Here is a 17,585-nt window from a genome sequence, read left to right as displayed (position 1 = left end):
TTGCATTTGCTATGTTCTATTCTAACATATTTTTCGTATTAGTTCAAATGATTTATACTCCTAGAATTCACGATGTTTAAGTCATAATTAAGGGAATTTAGACCCCAGTTGTCGCCAACTTTTATTTCTACTTCAAGTGGTACAGAAATTTCTATTGCATTTTCCATTATATCTTTCATAAGTTTTGCTGTTTCTTGTACCTTTTCGTCTTCTACTTCAACCAGTAGTTCATCGTGAACCTGGAGGATTATTTTACCTACTTTCAATTGGTCAAAAAGCTGAATCATCGCACGTTTTATTATATCAGCAGCGGTGCCTTGCAGTGGTGCATTTATTGCTGCCCTTTCTGCAAATTGTCTTACATAAGGAATTGTATTGTTTATGTCTCTTACAAAGCATCTCCTGCCAAACAAAGTTTCTACATAACCATGCAATCTCGCGATAGACACTGCTTTTTCCATATAGACTTTTATTTCTGGGTAACAGGAAAAATAGTAATTAATGTATTCAGCAGCTTCCGCAATGGTAATTCCAAGCCGTTTTGCAAGGCCAAACGGACTAATGCCATATATAATTCCAAAATTAATGGATTTTGCTTTGCGTCTTAATTGCTCATCTATTTCTTGCACTCCAAAAACTTGCCTTGCGGTGATATCGTGAATATCTTGTCCGTTTGCAAAAGCTTCTTTAAATGCTGCAACGTTTGCAACGTGTGCCAAGAGTCTCAATTCTATTTGTGAATAGTCGGCAGAAATTATCTTATGTCCTTTTGGCGCAATAAATGCTTGTCTAATGAGATTTCCTTCTTCGCTTCTGATAGGAATGTTCTGTAAATTAGGATTGCTGGAGCTCAGCCTTCCAGTTGCAGTTGCAGTCGTTGAAAAGCTTGTGTGTATTCTACCATCAATGGGATCAACTTGCTTTATTAACGCATCAGTGTAGGTGCCTTTTAATTTACTTAAATGTCGCCAATTTAAGATTTTACTTGCGATTTCCGCTCCTTCTGCTTCAAGCGCCTCTAGAACCTCAGAATTGGTGCTATACGACCCATATTTTGACTTTTTCTTTTTATTAAGCCCCATTTTATTAAATAAGACATCACTTAATTGTTTTGGCGAAGCAATATTAAATCTTTCCTCTGCTAAGTTATATATCTCACTTTCAAGTACAGCAATTACCTGCTGAAATTTATCGGACAATTCCTGTAATTTTTGTATGTTCAGTAATATCCCATTTTTCTCCATATCAAATATTACTTTCATAAGTGGCTTATCGAAGCGCTCGTAAATTGTGAACAATTTTTCCTGAAACAACCTTTGCTTTAGCTTTTCATGAATTGCTATTAAAGTTTTTGCCGAGAAAATTTCTGCATTTTCACTCAAATTATGCGCAACTATGTTTGGAATACTGTGATCATGCTTTCCTGTATCCAAGCTATACGACATTATCATCAAATCATCAACTGAATCTAGCATCTTCTCTACTGCAGGGAAGATTTTCCTGATCTCTTTAATGTTATGTATTATTTTAAGCACCCCATTTGAGAGTAAAGTTGAGTTAATTGTAATGAGTGCATCTTGTATGCTGTCTTGCTCTATATAAAAAATATTACTTTCGCTATAAGATAGACTTAATACATTGTTTTCAAGGTGGTAATGAATTACAATTTTGCCTTCATATCTACAATGCTCCAAAAATTTCTCTAACTCTTCACTACTATATTCTGTTTTCTTTTCTGTGCTAGATCCATTGTAAGAAAAAAGCTTTTCCATTTTACCTATTAAGGAATTGAATTCATACTTCTTTAAAAAGGATAATAGTTTCTCCATATTTGGAGAATGGACTTCATATTTTGCAATATCATGTTGAAGGTCTACTTTTTCGCATAGTGATAAAAGTTCTCTTGAAATTAGTGCTTTTTCCTTATGTTCGGTAAGAATATTACGAATCCTCGTTTGCTCGATGTTATCAATGTTCTCTATAATATTATTCAATGAATCAAATTCATCTAGTAATTTAGCTGCAGTCTTCGGACCTATTCCTGGAACACCTGGAATGTTATCAGATGCATCACCAGTTAGAGAAAATAAATCAAGAAGCTTGTGTGAGTTTACACCAAATTTTTCTATTACTTGTTTTTCATCTATGTATATATTTTTAATGGGATCGAATATTAAAATATTGTGGTTCAAGAGTTGAAATAAATCTTTATCTGATGAAACGACTACCACTTTAAAGTCTTGGTGGTTGGCGTATTTTGCAGCTAGTGTTGCGATTATGTCATCTGCTTCATAACCTTCAATTTCTTCATAGCTGAGGTTAAAAGCTTCTACCGCTTCCCTCAGTATGGTAAACTGTGGAATTAGATCCTCAGGAGGCGTTACTCTGTTTGCTTTGTACTCAGGATATAAATTGTGCCTAAAATTTTTTTTCCCCACATCAAGTGCTATAGTTAAGTAGTCCGAATGGGCAATGTACTTAAGAACCATATTCAGAAAGCCATATACACCACCTATTGGCATTCCTGTTGTGGTAATTAAGTGAGGTAGTACATAATAAGCTCTGAAAAGAAAACCATAGCCATCGATGATTGTGAAAGTTTTTTCTTTCATTGTAGATATTTATGCGTGCTTTTGATGGTCCACTATTTAGCTGCGAAAATCAAGTTTTTGTTTTTCTGCTTTTGAGCGTTGTAAGAGATTTTACCGAAAATAGCATTCATGCATGGTTATACCAATTAGACTTCTTGCATAACCATATAACGAACTTTTATTGGGAATAGAAACAAAAAACTTACTTGACACCCTTCGCCAGCCCCCTTATCATGAAACTGAAGCTATTTATTTATCTTCGCAATCTGTGCAGGTTAATGACAAAAAACTTAGGGTATTTGGCGTCTCATGTTTAATTTTTCGCACTACGTGCATCGCATGTCTTTAAAAATCTGGGTTTTTACCTATGTAAGCCGAAACGCGCTTACAAAGCGTTTAAGACAGCAAAAAACGTCAAATTGACAAGGGAGAATTTGAATGCTAGCTACTACGGGGTTTCTTTGCCTTTTTTCCTGCTTAGTAAATTTCTTAAACACTTGCGGTGTAGGTTAGTTGCAAGTTAAAAGCAGCTAAATCGCTCTTAATCAAGCGTTTTAGAATAAAAAAAACGCCGATATTTTAGTACATAGTAAATAGCCAACCACCAACGGGGCTTCTTTTGCCTTTTTTTTCGTTTGGTAAATTTCTTAAATATTTATAGCTAAACGACAACCGTCATCCCGCTACTTGTTAGCTGATGAGATACCGCGAATGAATCGCGGTATGACGGTTCGCGGCGGCATGACATAGGACTGCTGTCGTCCCGCTACGTGTTAGCGGCTAAGAGATATCGCGGCGGTATGACATAGGGAAACCTTGCTTGGGCCAGCTATAGATTACCTGATCTCACCATCTTTCCAATCACTTTATACATAATTCTCGGATTTTGAAAACTTACTTTGAGTGAATTGCTCATATTCTTCATCCTCTAGTTCTTCAAAAATCTCTGGATGTTGGTCACCTAGACGAACAATTATTGAAATGAGCTCTTTGTTTGTTTTTTTAAGTAAAAACCTTTCAAACGCGAATTCTGGATTAAGGAAGGAAGAAAGTATAGGAAATAGAAGGCTTTTTGGATTTGATGGAATAGGAAATGAGAGTAGAAAAGATATGAACCAAAAAATTAACAGGGGATCTATGGCGAGTGTGTTCAATTTCTAGTCTATTTTTTAGGTAACCAAAAACAGTCTCAATGATAGACCTTTTTCTCAGTAAAATCTTCTCATTTAGCGAAATCAATGCATTTTTCATACCTTTTTTCACCTTGGTAACAAGTTTCAAACCTCGGTCAAACAGCTTCTGAAAAAGCTCTTTTGCAATATAACCTTTGTCACCAAACAAAAGGCCGGTTAATTTTTCCGTCAGATTTGGCACAGGTATCCTATCATCAACATTGCCTTTTGTTAGCGTAAGTGAATGAATTTCACCATTTTCATTGATTACCATATGTAATTTGAAACCAAAAAACCAGCCGTAAGTACTCTTGCTTAATTTTGCAATTCCAGCAAAAACTTTGTTTTGGATATTCTTTTTGCATGACAAACTGCAATGGGAGTTGTGTCTATATATGAAATTCCAGTGTTTTCTGACTGTCCACAAAGCCAATGCAACAACATTGCTAAATGCCACAAAACCCTAGGCTTTAGAGCAACAAACCTGGTATATGAAGGCAACTTTGGAAACTCTGATTTGTAGAGCAACGTTAGGTAATGTAGATAGAAAGTTTTGAAATTTTTACACGGAGATTGTTGATATAGCAGGATTATTGTCATGATTTCGGAGTACTCAATTTCCGTTGTTCTTGTGGGTTTTTTACCATTTGGCAGTAGTTTACCTGCAAAATTTTTCTCTATATCTCTGCAAAAATCATCGACCAAACAAAACAGTTTGTTATATCTTCCATGGTTAACCTCATCTGTTTTTTTATAACTGCTGAGTTTACCCTGTTTTCTTGCCTTTTCTATTCTCCTTTAATCCAGAATTCGCGTTAAGAGCATCGATTACTATCACAAAAAATCTTCAGATTATCCTGAGATAGTAGTTGTATAGTTCAGATTATTAAATAGACTTCTTGCTTGACCACTTGTCATACAAATGACTTGACACTAGGATCCATAGGGCGTATTTTCATAATACGTAAAGTTATTACATTTATGTACTTGCGAGTAAGCGTAAAAGATCACCAATTACAATAAGACATGGAAAATATGAACATAACTATACACTCACAAGAAGATTTTGAATTTATGCACAAGGCTGGCAGGCTTGCTGCTGAAACTCTTGATTTCATTGCACCATACGTAAAGGTAGGGGTGACAACTAGTGAGTTAAATGATCTATGTCATGACTTTATAATTAATGCAGGTGCAATTCCAGCACCACTAAACTATAGGGGGTATCCAAAATCAATTTGCACTTCAAAAAATGCAGTTGTGTGCCATGGTGTTCCCGATGATAAACCGCTTAAAGATGGAGATATTTTGAATATTGACGTTACGGTGATTTTAAATGGCTGGCATGGTGATACAAGTCGCATGTTTTGGGTTGGCAAGCCATCAATAAAAGCAAAACGTTTGTGTGACGCTACTTATAATGCATTGATGGAAGCAATTAAACAAGTTAAGCCCGGCAATAAGCTAAATGAAATAGGGCTTGCTATAGAGAAATATATTAGAGGTTTTGGATATTCTATCGTACACAGCTACTGCGGACATGGTATAGGAAAAGTCTTTCATGCTCCACCGAATGTAGTGCATTTCTATGATCAAGATGAAAATCTCGTCTTGAAGGAAGGTATGTTTTTTACAATAGAGCCAATGATTAATGCTGGAAAACATGAGACTCTGCTCAGTAAACTCGATGACTGGACAGTGACAACACGCGATCTTTCACTTTCTGCTCAATTTGAACATACACTCGGAGTAACAAAAGATGGTGCTGAAATATTCACATTATCACCTAAAAATTGGCACTTCCCGCCTTATAACTAAAACCCTGTAGCTATAATTCTTGTTTTTAGTGATCTTGAAGAAAGCTAACCCTTAACTTGTGATATAGCAACTAGCCCAATTAATGCACAGAAAATCATGTAAAAACTAGCTGAAGTCTCTTGTCCTGTAACTTTGATAATTGTTGTGCATATAAATGGTGCAAGACCACCAAAAAATCCAGCAGCTATATTTCTTGACAAACCAAATCCGCTGTACCGAACCTTTGTTGGAAATAATTCGCACATAAGTGCACTGACAGGACCAAGCGATGCAGCTATTGGAATTATAAAAAGAATGTGTGCCATAAAAGTGAGCAAGTAATCGCCAGTACATAACATTGAAAAAACTGGATAACTTACTATTACAAAAGTTATAAATGCAAACTTCATAACTTTTTCTCTTCCTATCTTATCAGAAAGTATAGCAAATAATATTGTCAATCCTCCGAGCGCAATTTGACTCAGTATTTCCACTATATGATTAAAATGAGTATTTACTGTTAATATTTTATTTGTAAGCACATTGAAAAATACCAAATATATATAGAGAGACGCATTTTCAACCAAGTCAATACCTATTGATATTAGAACAGGCTTTTTGTAATTGTTTAATAACTCTTTTAATGGCAATTTAGATGGATTTTTCTGTCTTTTATACTCTGGGCTTTCATCAAGTATATATCTCATATATATGCTAATTAATCCCATTGCTAAACTGAAAATGAAAGGTAATCTCCACCCCCAAGATTCAAAATCAGATACTTTTTTGCATATGAGTACCGCTATCAGGCTTAATACTGAACCAAAAATTGCGCTTAATACTTCAATGCTGCCAAAAAATCCTTTTTTGTTTTTAGGAGCGTGTTCTATTAAAAATGGTGCATTTCCTGCTTCTCCCCCAAGGGATATACCCTGCAATAACCTTAAACACACTACCAGCATTGACGCTAGTATTCCAATGCTTTGATAACCTGGAACAAAAGCAATTAATACGGTTGATAAAGTCATTAATATAATCGAGAGCAATAAGGCAACTCTTCTGCCATGCTTATCACCAATGTGACCAAATATGGCAGCGCCGACTGGTCTCATTAAGAAACCCACTGCAAACACTCCAAAAGCCTTCAATACGCTGGTTAGTTGATCATCTGATGGAAAAAACACACCACCTATTATGTTTATTAAGTGGCCAAAAAGCATGTGGTCATACCACAATAAAGTGTTACAAATCAAACTCGAGAATATTGCTTTTGTTATTTGCTGCATAATTTTCTATAGTTTGTTTAGTATTTAGTAATATACATTACTTTTTTTTATATAATAGAAAAATTTGAACATTATACTAATAATAGTATCTTATTGAATCTTAATATTTTTATATCATTGACTATATTCAAGTATTTTTATATTATTGCCTATATACTTTCATGAAATATCATGTTTTAGTGGGAAGTTATTTTTATTTGTATGCACAGAGTCTCTTGATGGAGCACTATGACACACACTCCAGTTTTGTTAAAAGAGATGCTATCACTACTATCACCGCAGGATGGTGGTATATACGTAGACGCCACATTTGGAGCTGGAGGGTATAGCAAAGCAATATTGGAGTCAGCTGATTGCAAGGTATATGCAATTGATAGAGATGAAACGGTAACTAAGTTTTATGATGATTTAAGCGTTAGATATCCCGATAGAATAAAACTATTTATTGAGAAGTTTAGTAATATTAAAAATTTATTAGATAGCAACAATATTGAAGGTATCGATGGAATAGTTTTTGACATCGGAGTTTCATCTATGCAGCTTGATAACGGAGATAGAGGGTTCTCATTTTTACATGATGGTCCACTCGATATGAGCATGGATAACTCTTCTTATATAAACGCTTCAACGTTTGTTAACGCTTTACGCGAAGAAGAAATTGCAAATACTATATATAACTACGGAGGAGAGCATCATTCTCGCAAAATTGCAAGAGCAATAGTAAATGCACGGAAGAAGAAAACTATCAAAACTACATTTGAGCTTGCGGATATTGTACGTTCTGTGGTGTTCCGTGGAAAAAGCAAAATTGATCCTGCAACCAGAACATTTCAGGCAATCAGAATATGGGTAAACGATGAGCTGGGAGAACTTGAAAAGGGCATTAAAGCTGCATCTGAGATTTTAAGTGAGAATGGCAAATTAATTGTCGTCACCTTTCATTCCTTAGAAGATCGTATAGTCAAAACTTTTTTTAAAGATTTATGTGCTACTGATTGCAAGACATTCTCTCTTCTAAATAAAAAAGTGATCAAAGCAAGTATAGAAGAAGTAAGTGCAAATCCGCGTTCACGCTCAGCAAAACTAAGAGCTATACAGAGGTTGTCATGAGAACTCTCTGCATCATCTCAATAGTTATGTTTTTTCTTAGCATTGTAGGACTATTTAAGGTAAAATTACATGTTCAGTCGTTAAATAGAGAGCTAATAAAAATAAAAAGTGAAATTAATTTAGTACAAAGTGATATAAAAGTTTTACAAGCAGAATGGAGCTATTTGAATAATCCAAAAAGACTTGCAAGCCTTGTAAAGAAATACCTGAAAAATAACTCTTTAATACTGGCTAGCCAGGTTAAAAATCTTGACTCTTTAAATGGCCGCAGCGTGCTAGCACAACTTAAAACCCAGAATTAAATTGGTTATACTAAGCCTTACCTTTTACAGACAAGCACACCATAATAAACCTTACTTTAGTATGAAATTGCTTGCGTAAGATTTTGGCAGCCTCTTAACATTTTTTGGCATTTCAATTACGTATTTAACGTTGCGTTTTTTTGCGTAGAATACTGCTTTTTCAAGAGAATCAAACTTTAATACAATCTGTTTTTTTGGATCTTTTGAGCCAACCCACCCCATTAAAGGTTCAATGTAGTAAGAGCCAGATTCAATTTTTAGGTGCCAGAATTTTGTATTACCTAAACCAGATTGTGTTGCAGTTCTTGTTGGTTTATAAATCCTAAAAACTACTTTATTATCAATGCCCATAGTTCTTGTTAAATAAGCTTAAATATATATCTAAATAAATCCTTTCACAAACAATTAGTATGAAAGAATGAAGTTTGAAATAAATATTTTTATGTTATATTAATATTAAATTATATTAAAAGGATTAGCTGAATAGGAGTAACCAATGACGCAACAAGAAATAGTAACAATTAATGCAGAGTTACGTGATATAACAAAAACAAAAGCGATGCATTCTCTAAGGAAGAAAGGAAACATTCCTGGGATCATATATGGAAAGGGCCATGATAATGTAAATTTGACATTGTCTGCAAAGGAATTCACGAAGCAATATAAATCAGGCTCTCTTTCTGCACATTTGATAGAGCTGAATATTTCGGGCAAAAAGGAATATGCTCTTGTTCGCGATATCCAATTGCATGTAGTGAAGGATACTGTGCAACATGTTGATTTTCAATTTGTTGATAAAGGCAGCGAAATTAAAATAGACATACCTCTATCATTTGTGAATGAAAGTAAAGCTCCAGGAATCAAGTTAGGTGGAGTGCTTAATGTTTTGTGTCGTTCTATTGCTGTTAAATGCTCTCCTGATAAAATACCTCAGGTTATTGAAGTTGATTTATCCGGTAAAATGATTGGCCAGTCTATACATATTAATGATGTAAAATTACCAGAAGGTGTTAAGTTTGTAGCTCATGAAGAAGAAAATTTTACCATTGTTACAATTTCTGCTGCCGATAGTGACGTTGAAAAACCTCAAGCAGAAACAGAGGAATAGTGCATCTGATAGTTGGGCTTGGTAACCCTGGCAGTCAATATGAGCTAACTCATCATAATATCGGCTTCATCACCGTTGATACAATCTGCAAATATTGGAATTTCCAGTCGTTCTCTAAAAAAGCCGATTATCTAATAACCTCTGGCATAATTAATGATAATAAAATCATGTTAATAAAGCCTTATTCATTTATGAATAATTCAGGCATCCCTGTTGCAAAAATACGCAACTTTTACAAATTATCGCTAGATAATATCGTTGTCATACACGATGACGCTGATTTGGAACTTGGAAGAATAAAAATAAAGAAAGGTGGTAGCTCTGCTGGACATAATGGACTTAAATCCATAGATAGTTTTATTGGCAACGATTATTGGCGCTTGAGATTTGGAGTGGGTAGACCTGAAGATCAAAGAAGCTTAGCAGATTATGTGTTATCAAAATTTTCAAATTTTGATAATGTTACTCCCTTAGTAGAGAAAATAGCGAAAAATATACACTTAATGCTGCAAGGAGATAATACAGCTTTTATCAATTCGATTATATAATATTACGAAACACAAAAATAAATTTCACACAATTAAAATGACAGATTTCTTGCATAAGCCACAATTGTCATTCAATAGAAACTACTTGACAAGCTTCGCCAGCTCCCTTATCATGAAACTGAAGCTATTGTATTTGCTTTCGCCAATCTGCAGATTAAAAGGTAAGGATTACTTAATGTATCGGCGTCTTATGTTCAATTTTTTGCAGTATATAGATACTGTATGTCTTTACAAAACTTCATCTACATCTAGATTTTTATCTAAATAAGCTGAACGCGCTTATAAAGCGTTACAAGACATCAAAAAATGCCAATACTCGACAGAGATAGTAAAAGACTAGCTAACTCGGGGATTCTTTGTCTTTTTTTCTGCTTAGTAAATTTCTTAAACATTTGCAGCGTAGGTTAGTTGCAATTAAAAGCAGCTGAATTTCGCTTGTCAAGCGTTTAAAACATAAAAAACGCCAATATTTTAAAGCGGATAATAACCACGGGGCTTCTTTTGCCTTTTTTTCGTTTGGTAAATTTCTTAAATATTTATGACTAAAAGAGCCCGTGAAACGCGAATTCTGGATTAAGGAAGGAAGAAAGTATAGGAAATAGAAGGCTTTTTGGATTTGATGGAATAGGAAATGAGAGTAGAAAAGATATGAACCAAAAAATTAACAGGGGATCTATGGCGAGTGTGTTCAATTTCTAGTCTATTTTTTAGGTAACCAAAAACAGTCTCAATGATAGACCTTTTTCTCAGTAAAATCTTCTCATTTAGCGAAATCAATGCATTTTTCATACCTTTTTTCACCTTGGTAACAAGTTTCAAACCTCGGTCAAACAGCTTCTGAAAAAGCTCTTTTGCAATATAACCTTTGTCACCAAACAAAAGGCCGGTTAATTTTTCCGTCAGATTTGGCACAGGTATCCTATCATCAACATTGCCTTTTGTTAGCGTAAGTGAATGAATTTCACCATTTTCATTGATTACCATATGTAATTTGAAACCAAAAAACCAGCCGTAAGTACTCTTGCTTAATTTTGCAATTCCAGCAAAAACTTTGTTTTGGATATTCTTTTTGCATGACAAACTGCAATGGGAGTTGTGTCTATATATGAAATTCCAGTGTTTTCTGACTGTCCACAAAGCCAATGCAACAACATTGCTAAATGCCACAAAACCCTAGGCTTTAGAGCAACAAACCTGGTATATGAAGGCAACTTTGGAAACTCTGATTTGTAGAGCAACGTTAGGTAATGTAGATAGAAAGTTTTGAAATTTTTACACGGAGATTGTTGATATAGCAGGATTATTGTCATGATTTCGGAGTGCTCAATTTCCGTTGTTCTTGTGGGTTTTTTACCATTTGGCAGTAGTTTACCTGCAAAATTTTTCTCTATATCTCTGCAAAAATCATCGACCAAACAAAACAGTTTGTTATATCTTCCATGGTTAACCTCATCTGTTTTTTTATAACTGCTGAGTTTACCCTGTTTTCTTGCCTTTTCTATTCTCCTTTAATCCAGAATTCGCGTTATTACAGCTTGCAGATCTTCTCAACGGTAGAGTTATTCCATTTTTGGATGAGCAGAAAATTCCATTATTACGCATTCTAACTGATAGGGGTACGGAGTATTGTGGCAAGCCCGAAAATCACGCTTATCAGCTATATTTGGGAATAGAAAACGTTGATCATTCTAGAACCAAAGCCAACTCTCTACAAACTAGTGACATATGCGAAAGGTTTCACAGAACTATGCAAGATGAGTGTTACAATATTATCTTTAGAAAAAAAATCTACAATTCTTTGACAGATTGATGTTGATCACTGGTTGCGTTCTTACAATGAGACAAGGCCTCACTCAGGCAAATATTGCTATGCCTATGCAAACGTTTTTGGATAGTAAACATATTGCTTTTCAGAAAAATATTAGTAGCATTAAACAAGAGCATGATATTAGTTTTAATTCTTCTGTCAGTTAATTCTTGTCTTTTACAAAATTATTAATCATACCAGATCTTAAGGGTGTAGTTAGTAATAAATATGCAGTAAAAACAAGTTCTAGTACTATCGCGGATAGAACAAGAACAGCTACACTAATTGCTTGACCATTGTAAACGTAGCTTGTTAAGCCGATAAAAATAGCCATGATAAAAGCTCTAATGACCGAGAGTGCAGAAGAAGCCGTACCTTTAATTTCAGGGAAAACATTTATTGATGCGTTCAAAACCACTGGCTGGCACATTGCACAACCGATAGAAAAAATAATCATAGACAGTGTTACTAAGTAGGAAGAATGGGGCATGATTACACTGAATATTACAAGCAATAGAGACCCAATAGCACCTACGCTCGTACCAGAAATTACACACCATCTTGCTCCAAATTTTTGTAGGATTTTACCGGAAAATAAGCTGGTTAGAGAAAAGGAACCTACAATCAAACCTTGATGTAGTGCATAAACTTTGCTTGGTAATCCAAAAGTTTCCATGTATAGAAATGGCCCACAAGTAATGAATGACATATATTCAGAAGTAAAGAGACTTGGTATTAAAGACAATGCAACGAATTTTGAACTCGATAATAATTTCCCGTAATCTTTCACCGTTTTTTTCAAACTGAAAATATCGCGGTCCTTTTTTGTTTCTGGTAACGCTAAAAGTAGTAAAATCCAAGAGATCAAACAAATTACTGCAACAGTTGCATAATTACCACGCCACCCTACAGCTTCGTTAATAAAGCTTCCTAAAATAGGTGCAATTGCCATGACAACTGTTAGAACAGAATTCATGATTCCAATAAATTTTATTGCTTTGTTACCCTGATAACTGTCTGCAACAATTGCAAACACAACTACAGATGTGCTAACACCAATGCCCTGAACAAAGCGAGAGATAAAAAGCCAAAAAACCGAAGGTGCAAAAACGCAACCAACAGCACCGATTAATAACAAAGTGTTACCTATGATCATAATTCTCCTTCTGCCATAGCATTCAGACAATGGACCGAAAAACAACCCTCCTATGCAAAAGCCTAAAAAATTATAAGCAATAGTTAATTGAATTGTTCCTTCCGATACGTTAAAATAGCGCACTATATCCGGAAAGCTAGGCACGGAAATATCAATTTCAATGAACTTGGCAATTAGAGACAGGATTAACAGAAATGGTAGTAACATTTAGAGACAGGATTAACAGAAATGGTAGTAACATTTGAAATTTTTAATTAATGAATAAAAATATCACATTTAAAGCATTAAAAGAAGAACATTTTCTTACTTTTTCAACAGTCCGTCTGAATTACCACAAGCAGTTTAATTTTTCATCATTATTTAAAAATATGCAAGAAGCTTTACAGAAACTTAACATAATTTTATCATAAAAATATCATTCTTAAGTCCTATATAAAAACAAATTTTGGCACTAAGTGAATCTTTTTTAATTAACTATGAGCTGGATAAATTGGAAAATAAATTTTGTTTACTTTTACAATACCTTAAGATCTAATATCACTTTATCAGTCAAAAGTATCACAATAGGCTAGTATGTTCTTTACTCTTTTTCTAAAAATATTACCTATTTATATTACAATGTTTATTGGTTATTTAGCAGGAAAATGTCTTAAAATTGATAGAAACACTCTATCTCAAATACTCTTTTATATAGCTAATCCAATAGTGATTTTATATGGAGTCTCTCATACAGAAGTTAATTTAAAAGTAATTTCTCTGCCGATTTTGATATGGTTTATAGGTAGCACTATGTCCTTATCAGTGTATTATCTTTCTTCTTTTTTATTTAAGGATAACACAAGAAACATATTAGCATTTAGCTCGGGCAGCACAAGTATGGGTTATTTTGGCCTGCCGATTGCCATGGCTTTATTTGATGAAGATTCAGTATCTGTATATGTTGTTTGTTATATAGGGATGGCATTGTTTGAAAATAGCTTAGGATTTTACATAGCCGCAAATGGTATTTATACCGCAAAAGAATGCATATTAAAGTTGTTCAAACTTCCTTCGCTTTATGCGATGATTCTGGGCTTCTTTTTAAGTATATACGATATACAAATACCTACTTTTTTAACAGATGTTATGATGAACATTAGAAGTACATTTGTTACACTAGGAATGGTGCTACTTGGAGTGAGCATTGCAAATATTGCAAGCTTTAAAGTAGATTGGAAGCTTGCTTTGATCACTATTACAGCAAAGTACGTATTCTGGCCACTGTTTGTTCTAGGAATTGTCCTTTTAGACAAGCATGTTATAGGTATATACGATGAGAGCATATATAAAGCACTGATGTTGCTGGCTATTATTCCAGTTTCTGGGTCCAGTATAATACTTGCTAATATTTTGAATTATCAACCAGATAAAGCTACTCTATTGCTTCTAATCAGTACTGCAGTGGGACTGTTTTATGTTCCACTAATAATATCATTATTTTTTACCAAACTTGTTCTTTTTTGATCAAAAATTCAAGCACTTGCACAACCATTATTTGGGTAACAACACAAGACATTGATAAAACTTGAATTTATAGCTAAAGCAACTTCTACAATTTGGTAACCCGTCATTCCGCTACTAACGCGAATTCTGGATTAAGGAAGGAAGAAAGTATAGGAAATAGAAGGCTTTTTGGATTTGATGGAATAGGAAATGAGAGTAGAAAAGATATGAACCAAAAAATTAACAGGGGATCTATGGCGAGTGTGTTCAATTTCTAGTCTATTTTTTAGGTAACCAAAAACAGTCTCAATGATAGACCTTTTTCTCAGTAAAATCTTCTCATTTAGCGAAATCAATGCATTTTTCATACCTTTTTTCACCTTGGTAACAAGTTTCAAACCTCGGTCAAACAGCTTCTGAAAAAGCTCTTTTGCAATATAACCTTTGTCACCAAACAAAAGGCCGGTTAATTTTTCCGTCAGATTTGGCACAGGTATCCTATCATCAACATTGCCTTTTGTTAGCGTAAGTGAATGAATTTCACCATTTTCATTGATTACCATATGTAATTTGAAACCAAAAAACCAGCCGTAAGTACTCTTGCTTAATTTTGCAATTCCAGCAAAAACTTTGTTTTGGATATTCTTTTTGCATGACAAACTGCAATGGGAGTTGTGTCTATATATGAAATTCCAGTGTTTTCTGACTGTCCACAAAGCCAATGCAACAACATTGCTAAATGCCACAAAACCCTAGGCTTTAGAGCAACAAACCTGGTATATGAAGGCAACTTTGGAAACTCTGATTTGTAGAGCAACGTTAGGTAATGTAGATAGAAAGTTTTGAAATTTTTACACGGAGATTGTTGATATAGCAGGATTATTGTCATGATTTCGGAGTGCTCAATTTCCGTTGTTCTTGTGGGTTTTTTACCATTTGGCAGTAGTTTAGTATGCCCTATCTGCATATAATGCTTTTATTTTGTGCTGAAAATTAACTTCTTCAAGCAAATCGCAAGCTCCATAGTGGTCAGAGTAGACGCCATCTTGATGCTTGTGAATAGCTGATAACTGCCAAATTTTTTCCTATTTGTTGCAGATATCCTTTTATAAACCCCACCGTTTGTCTTAAACCAATTCTAAAAAGATTGACAATTATATGCACCAAAATTACGACTTTATCACTGTAAATATAGTTGCCGCCCTGCATTTTTGGACTATTTTCATACCAATTTTCGATAGCTTCATCGATGTAACGAAAAATATTTCCCCTTTTTTCAAGGAATTTGTTATATTCGTTTTGGTTACTGACTTTCATTTTCTGTGGCATATTTTTTCTTCAACAGTTAAATGGTTATTTATAATGAATTTTGTCAGTAGCCACCAGATTTTTTCGGTTGCTATGCAACAAAGCCCACTGGGATCCAGGTTACTATATATGAAAAGTTATTATGTTTATATACTTGCAAGTGAACGAAATGGAACCCTGTATATAGGTATAACATCAAATTTAATTAAAAGAATTTGGGAGCATAAAAGCAAAGCCATTTCCGGTTTCACGTCAAAGTACAATGTTAGTAAATTAGTCTACTTTGAGGAGTTTCAAGACATAAATTTAGCAATTAGTAAAGAAAAGCTTCTAAAAAGCTGGCAGAGAAAATGGAAAATAAACTTAATTGAAAAAACAAATCAAGAATGGAAAGATTTATATGATGAAATCGTATCTGGATTCCAGCGGGCTTTGTTGCATCGCTACTTATGAAAGGCTAACTATAGTTAGGATTATAAGCAACCTATTGAAAATCTTGTTTTTTTGCAATCAATCTGATCAAATTTAAGAATAGTAATTTATTATTTATATTAATAAACTTAATTCTATTGAAAATAGCTAAAGCATTGAAATTCTTGAATTTTAGCCGGATTAGTGAGTGGTAGTGAAATTTCTTTTACTCAAATTTAGGTATTCACTGACCGTTCTTGTTATAAATACCAGAATAATAAGCTACTGATATTCTCCATCTTTTTTATCTTTAATCCATCATAGCTAGCGATGCAACAAAGCCATTCCAGCGTCACGCGCTGGAATGACAGGAGGTAACGCAAGAAGTCTATTGATTGTGAAAACAATAACTTTGCAAAATATTAATTATTAGATAACATAATCAAAGTTTTTATCTTACATTCATCATGGTTAGAGCTATACAAATTAAAAAAACTGGGGGACCAGAAGTATTAGAATTTGTAGATAAGAATATAGGTGAGCCAAAAGGCGAGGAAGTTTTAGTACGTCACACAACTATTGGCTTAAATCGTTATGATTTAGAGCACAGAAAAGGTACGCGCAAAATTAAAAATTTACCATCAGTGCTTGGGGTAGAAGCAGTGGGAGTTATTGAAAAGCTTGGTAAAAAAATCAGTGATAGATTGAAGGTTGGAGATAGAGTTGGATATTGCACAGCTCCTCCAGGGGCATATTGTGAAAAGCGCGTTATACACCAGAAATATCTGATAAAAATTCCAGATGACATATCTGATGAAGTTGCTGCTGCAGTGCTGTTTAAAGGTATGACAGCTCACTATTTAGTTAATCAATCTTATAAAATTAGGCCTGGTGCTTTCGTGCTAGTTCATGGGGCTAATGGTGGTTTAGGACAAATAATATGCCAATGGGCAAAGGATAAAAAAGGTGTAGTGATAGGCTCTGTAAGCTCTGATGAAAAAATGAAGACAGCTTTACAAAGTGGCTGTACATACGCAATAAACTACAATGATAAAGACTTCGTTTCTAAAATTATGGAGATTACGCAAAACAGAGGAGTAGGTGCAGTGTATGACCCCATAGGTTACGCTACAAGCAAGCTCTCTTTTGAATCTTTAGGCAGGTTCGGCATATACGTTTCCTATGGGCAGATATCAGGTAACGCTCCTATTAGTTTTTCTTTACTTAGTTCACGTTCGTTATTTGCAACTGGAACTTCAATATACCATTATAAGCATAATAGATTCACATTAGTGCTTACCACAATGGAAATCTTCGAGATGCTAAGAAAAAAACTTTTAACTGTACGGATCAATAAAAAATATAAATTTGATGAAATAATTCAAGCCCATCGCGATATGGAAAATAGAAAAGCGAGTGGATTAAATATTATCAAAATTTCTTAAGTAATTAGTAATTTAAACTAACCATTCATTAAATTATATCAACTAGAATCTCATATATTTAA

The 17,585-nt window shown here is 34.2% G+C and carries 13 protein-coding genes and 4 pseudogenes; 9 read left to right on the top strand and 8 right to left on the bottom strand.

Going from position 1 to position 17,585, the window contains the following annotated elements:
- Positions 1–38: 38 nt before the first annotated feature.
- Positions 39–2,612, bottom strand: coding sequence for a DNA polymerase I (polA, locus tag AAGD95_RS05945; RefSeq protein ID WP_341818461.1), 2,574 nt, complete (start codon positions 2,610–2,612; stop codon positions 39–41).
- 1,014 nt (positions 2,613–3,626) lie between these two features.
- Positions 3,627–4,477 (bottom strand): annotated as a pseudogene (locus AAGD95_RS05940) (IS982 family transposase).
- Positions 4,478–4,798: 321 nt separating this feature from the next.
- Between AAGD95_RS05940 and map the strand changes: the two are divergent.
- A complete protein-coding gene (map, locus tag AAGD95_RS05935; RefSeq protein ID WP_341818460.1) occupies positions 4,799–5,581 on the top strand; it encodes a type I methionyl aminopeptidase in 783 nt (260 codons plus the stop codon).
- Between the two features lie 44 nt (positions 5,582–5,625).
- Here map and AAGD95_RS05930 read toward each other — a convergent pair whose 3' ends face one another.
- The gene (locus tag AAGD95_RS05930; RefSeq protein ID WP_341818459.1) at positions 5,626–6,846 is read right to left on the bottom strand and encodes an MFS transporter; all 1,221 of its coding nucleotides are present in this window, start codon (positions 6,844–6,846) and stop codon (positions 5,626–5,628) included.
- Between the two features lie 228 nt (positions 6,847–7,074).
- Here AAGD95_RS05930 and rsmH point away from each other — a divergent pair, with 228 nt between their 5' ends.
- Positions 7,075–7,956 (top strand): 16S rRNA (cytosine(1402)-N(4))-methyltransferase RsmH, encoded by an 882-nt coding sequence (gene rsmH / locus AAGD95_RS05925; RefSeq protein ID WP_341818458.1) that lies wholly within the window; start codon positions 7,075–7,077, stop codon positions 7,954–7,956.
- A gap of 353 nt (positions 7,957–8,309) precedes the next feature.
- Here rsmH and AAGD95_RS05920 read toward each other — a convergent pair whose 3' ends face one another.
- The gene (locus AAGD95_RS05920) at positions 8,310–8,609 is read right to left on the bottom strand and encodes an ETC complex I subunit (protein ID WP_265026079.1); all 300 of its coding nucleotides are present in this window, start codon (positions 8,607–8,609) and stop codon (positions 8,310–8,312) included.
- A 145-nt stretch (positions 8,610–8,754) separates the two neighbouring features.
- Between AAGD95_RS05920 and AAGD95_RS05915 the strand changes: the two genes are divergently transcribed.
- Positions 8,755–9,366: a 50S ribosomal protein L25/general stress protein Ctc gene (locus AAGD95_RS05915; RefSeq protein WP_164224796.1), complete on the top strand. Its 612-nt coding sequence runs from the start codon at positions 8,755–8,757 to the stop codon at positions 9,364–9,366.
- Positions 9,366–9,914 carry an aminoacyl-tRNA hydrolase gene (pth, locus tag AAGD95_RS05910; protein ID WP_341818457.1) on the top strand — a complete coding sequence of 183 codons (549 nt, stop codon included), beginning with the start codon at positions 9,366–9,368 and terminating at the stop codon, positions 9,912–9,914. The genes AAGD95_RS05915 and pth overlap by 1 nt, the downstream gene beginning before the upstream one ends.
- A 573-nt stretch (positions 9,915–10,487) precedes the next feature.
- Here the strand turns inward: pth and AAGD95_RS05905 are convergent.
- Positions 10,488–11,338, bottom strand: a pseudogene (locus tag AAGD95_RS05905) (IS982 family transposase).
- Between the two features lie 15 nt (positions 11,339–11,353).
- Here AAGD95_RS05905 and AAGD95_RS05900 point away from each other — a divergent pair.
- Complete coding sequence (locus tag AAGD95_RS05900; protein WP_341818456.1) at positions 11,354–11,521, top strand: hypothetical protein; 168 nt, start codon at positions 11,354–11,356, stop codon at positions 11,519–11,521.
- A pseudogene (locus tag AAGD95_RS05895) lies at positions 11,452–11,888 on the top strand (integrase core domain-containing protein); the annotation flags it as partial. The gene AAGD95_RS05900 and the pseudogene AAGD95_RS05895, both read left to right, overlap by 70 nt.
- Here AAGD95_RS05895 and AAGD95_RS05890 read toward each other — a convergent pair.
- Positions 11,885–13,084, bottom strand: a complete 1,200-nt coding sequence (locus AAGD95_RS05890) for a multidrug effflux MFS transporter (RefSeq protein ID WP_341818455.1) — start codon at positions 13,082–13,084, stop codon at positions 11,885–11,887. The pseudogene AAGD95_RS05895 and the gene AAGD95_RS05890 overlap by 4 nt on opposite strands.
- Positions 13,085–13,450: 366 nt before the next feature.
- On the opposite strand from AAGD95_RS05890, the gene AAGD95_RS05885 reads away from it, so the two are divergent.
- Positions 13,451–14,380: an AEC family transporter gene (locus AAGD95_RS05885; protein ID WP_341818454.1), complete on the top strand. Its 930-nt coding sequence runs from the start codon at positions 13,451–13,453 to the stop codon at positions 14,378–14,380.
- 131 nt (positions 14,381–14,511) lie between these two features.
- Here the strand turns inward: AAGD95_RS05885 and AAGD95_RS05880 are convergent.
- Together AAGD95_RS05880 and AAGD95_RS05875 are read right to left on the bottom strand one after the other, a co-directional pair.
- Positions 14,512–15,308: pseudogene (locus AAGD95_RS05880) on the bottom strand (IS982 family transposase); the annotation flags it as partial.
- Positions 15,309–15,388: 80 nt separating this feature from the next.
- Positions 15,389–15,688 (bottom strand): transposase, encoded by a 300-nt coding sequence (locus AAGD95_RS05875; RefSeq protein WP_341818453.1) that lies wholly within the window; start codon positions 15,686–15,688, stop codon positions 15,389–15,391.
- A gap of 108 nt (positions 15,689–15,796) precedes the next feature.
- Between AAGD95_RS05875 and AAGD95_RS05870 the strand changes: the two genes are divergently transcribed.
- Entirely contained in the window at positions 15,797–16,120 is a 324-nt protein-coding gene (locus AAGD95_RS05870; protein ID WP_341818856.1) for a GIY-YIG nuclease family protein, read from the top strand.
- 425 nt (positions 16,121–16,545) lie between these two features.
- Positions 16,546–17,523, top strand: coding sequence for a quinone oxidoreductase (locus AAGD95_RS05865; RefSeq protein ID WP_341818452.1), 978 nt, complete (start codon positions 16,546–16,548; stop codon positions 17,521–17,523).
- Positions 17,524–17,585: the final 62 nt, after the last annotated feature.

Origin of the sequence: Wolbachia endosymbiont (group B) of Ennomos erosarius, assembly GCF_964026905.1 — a bacterium.
Lineage (GTDB): Bacteria > Pseudomonadota > Alphaproteobacteria > Rickettsiales > Anaplasmataceae > Wolbachia.
This window is presented reverse-complemented; position numbering and strand designations above follow the sequence as displayed.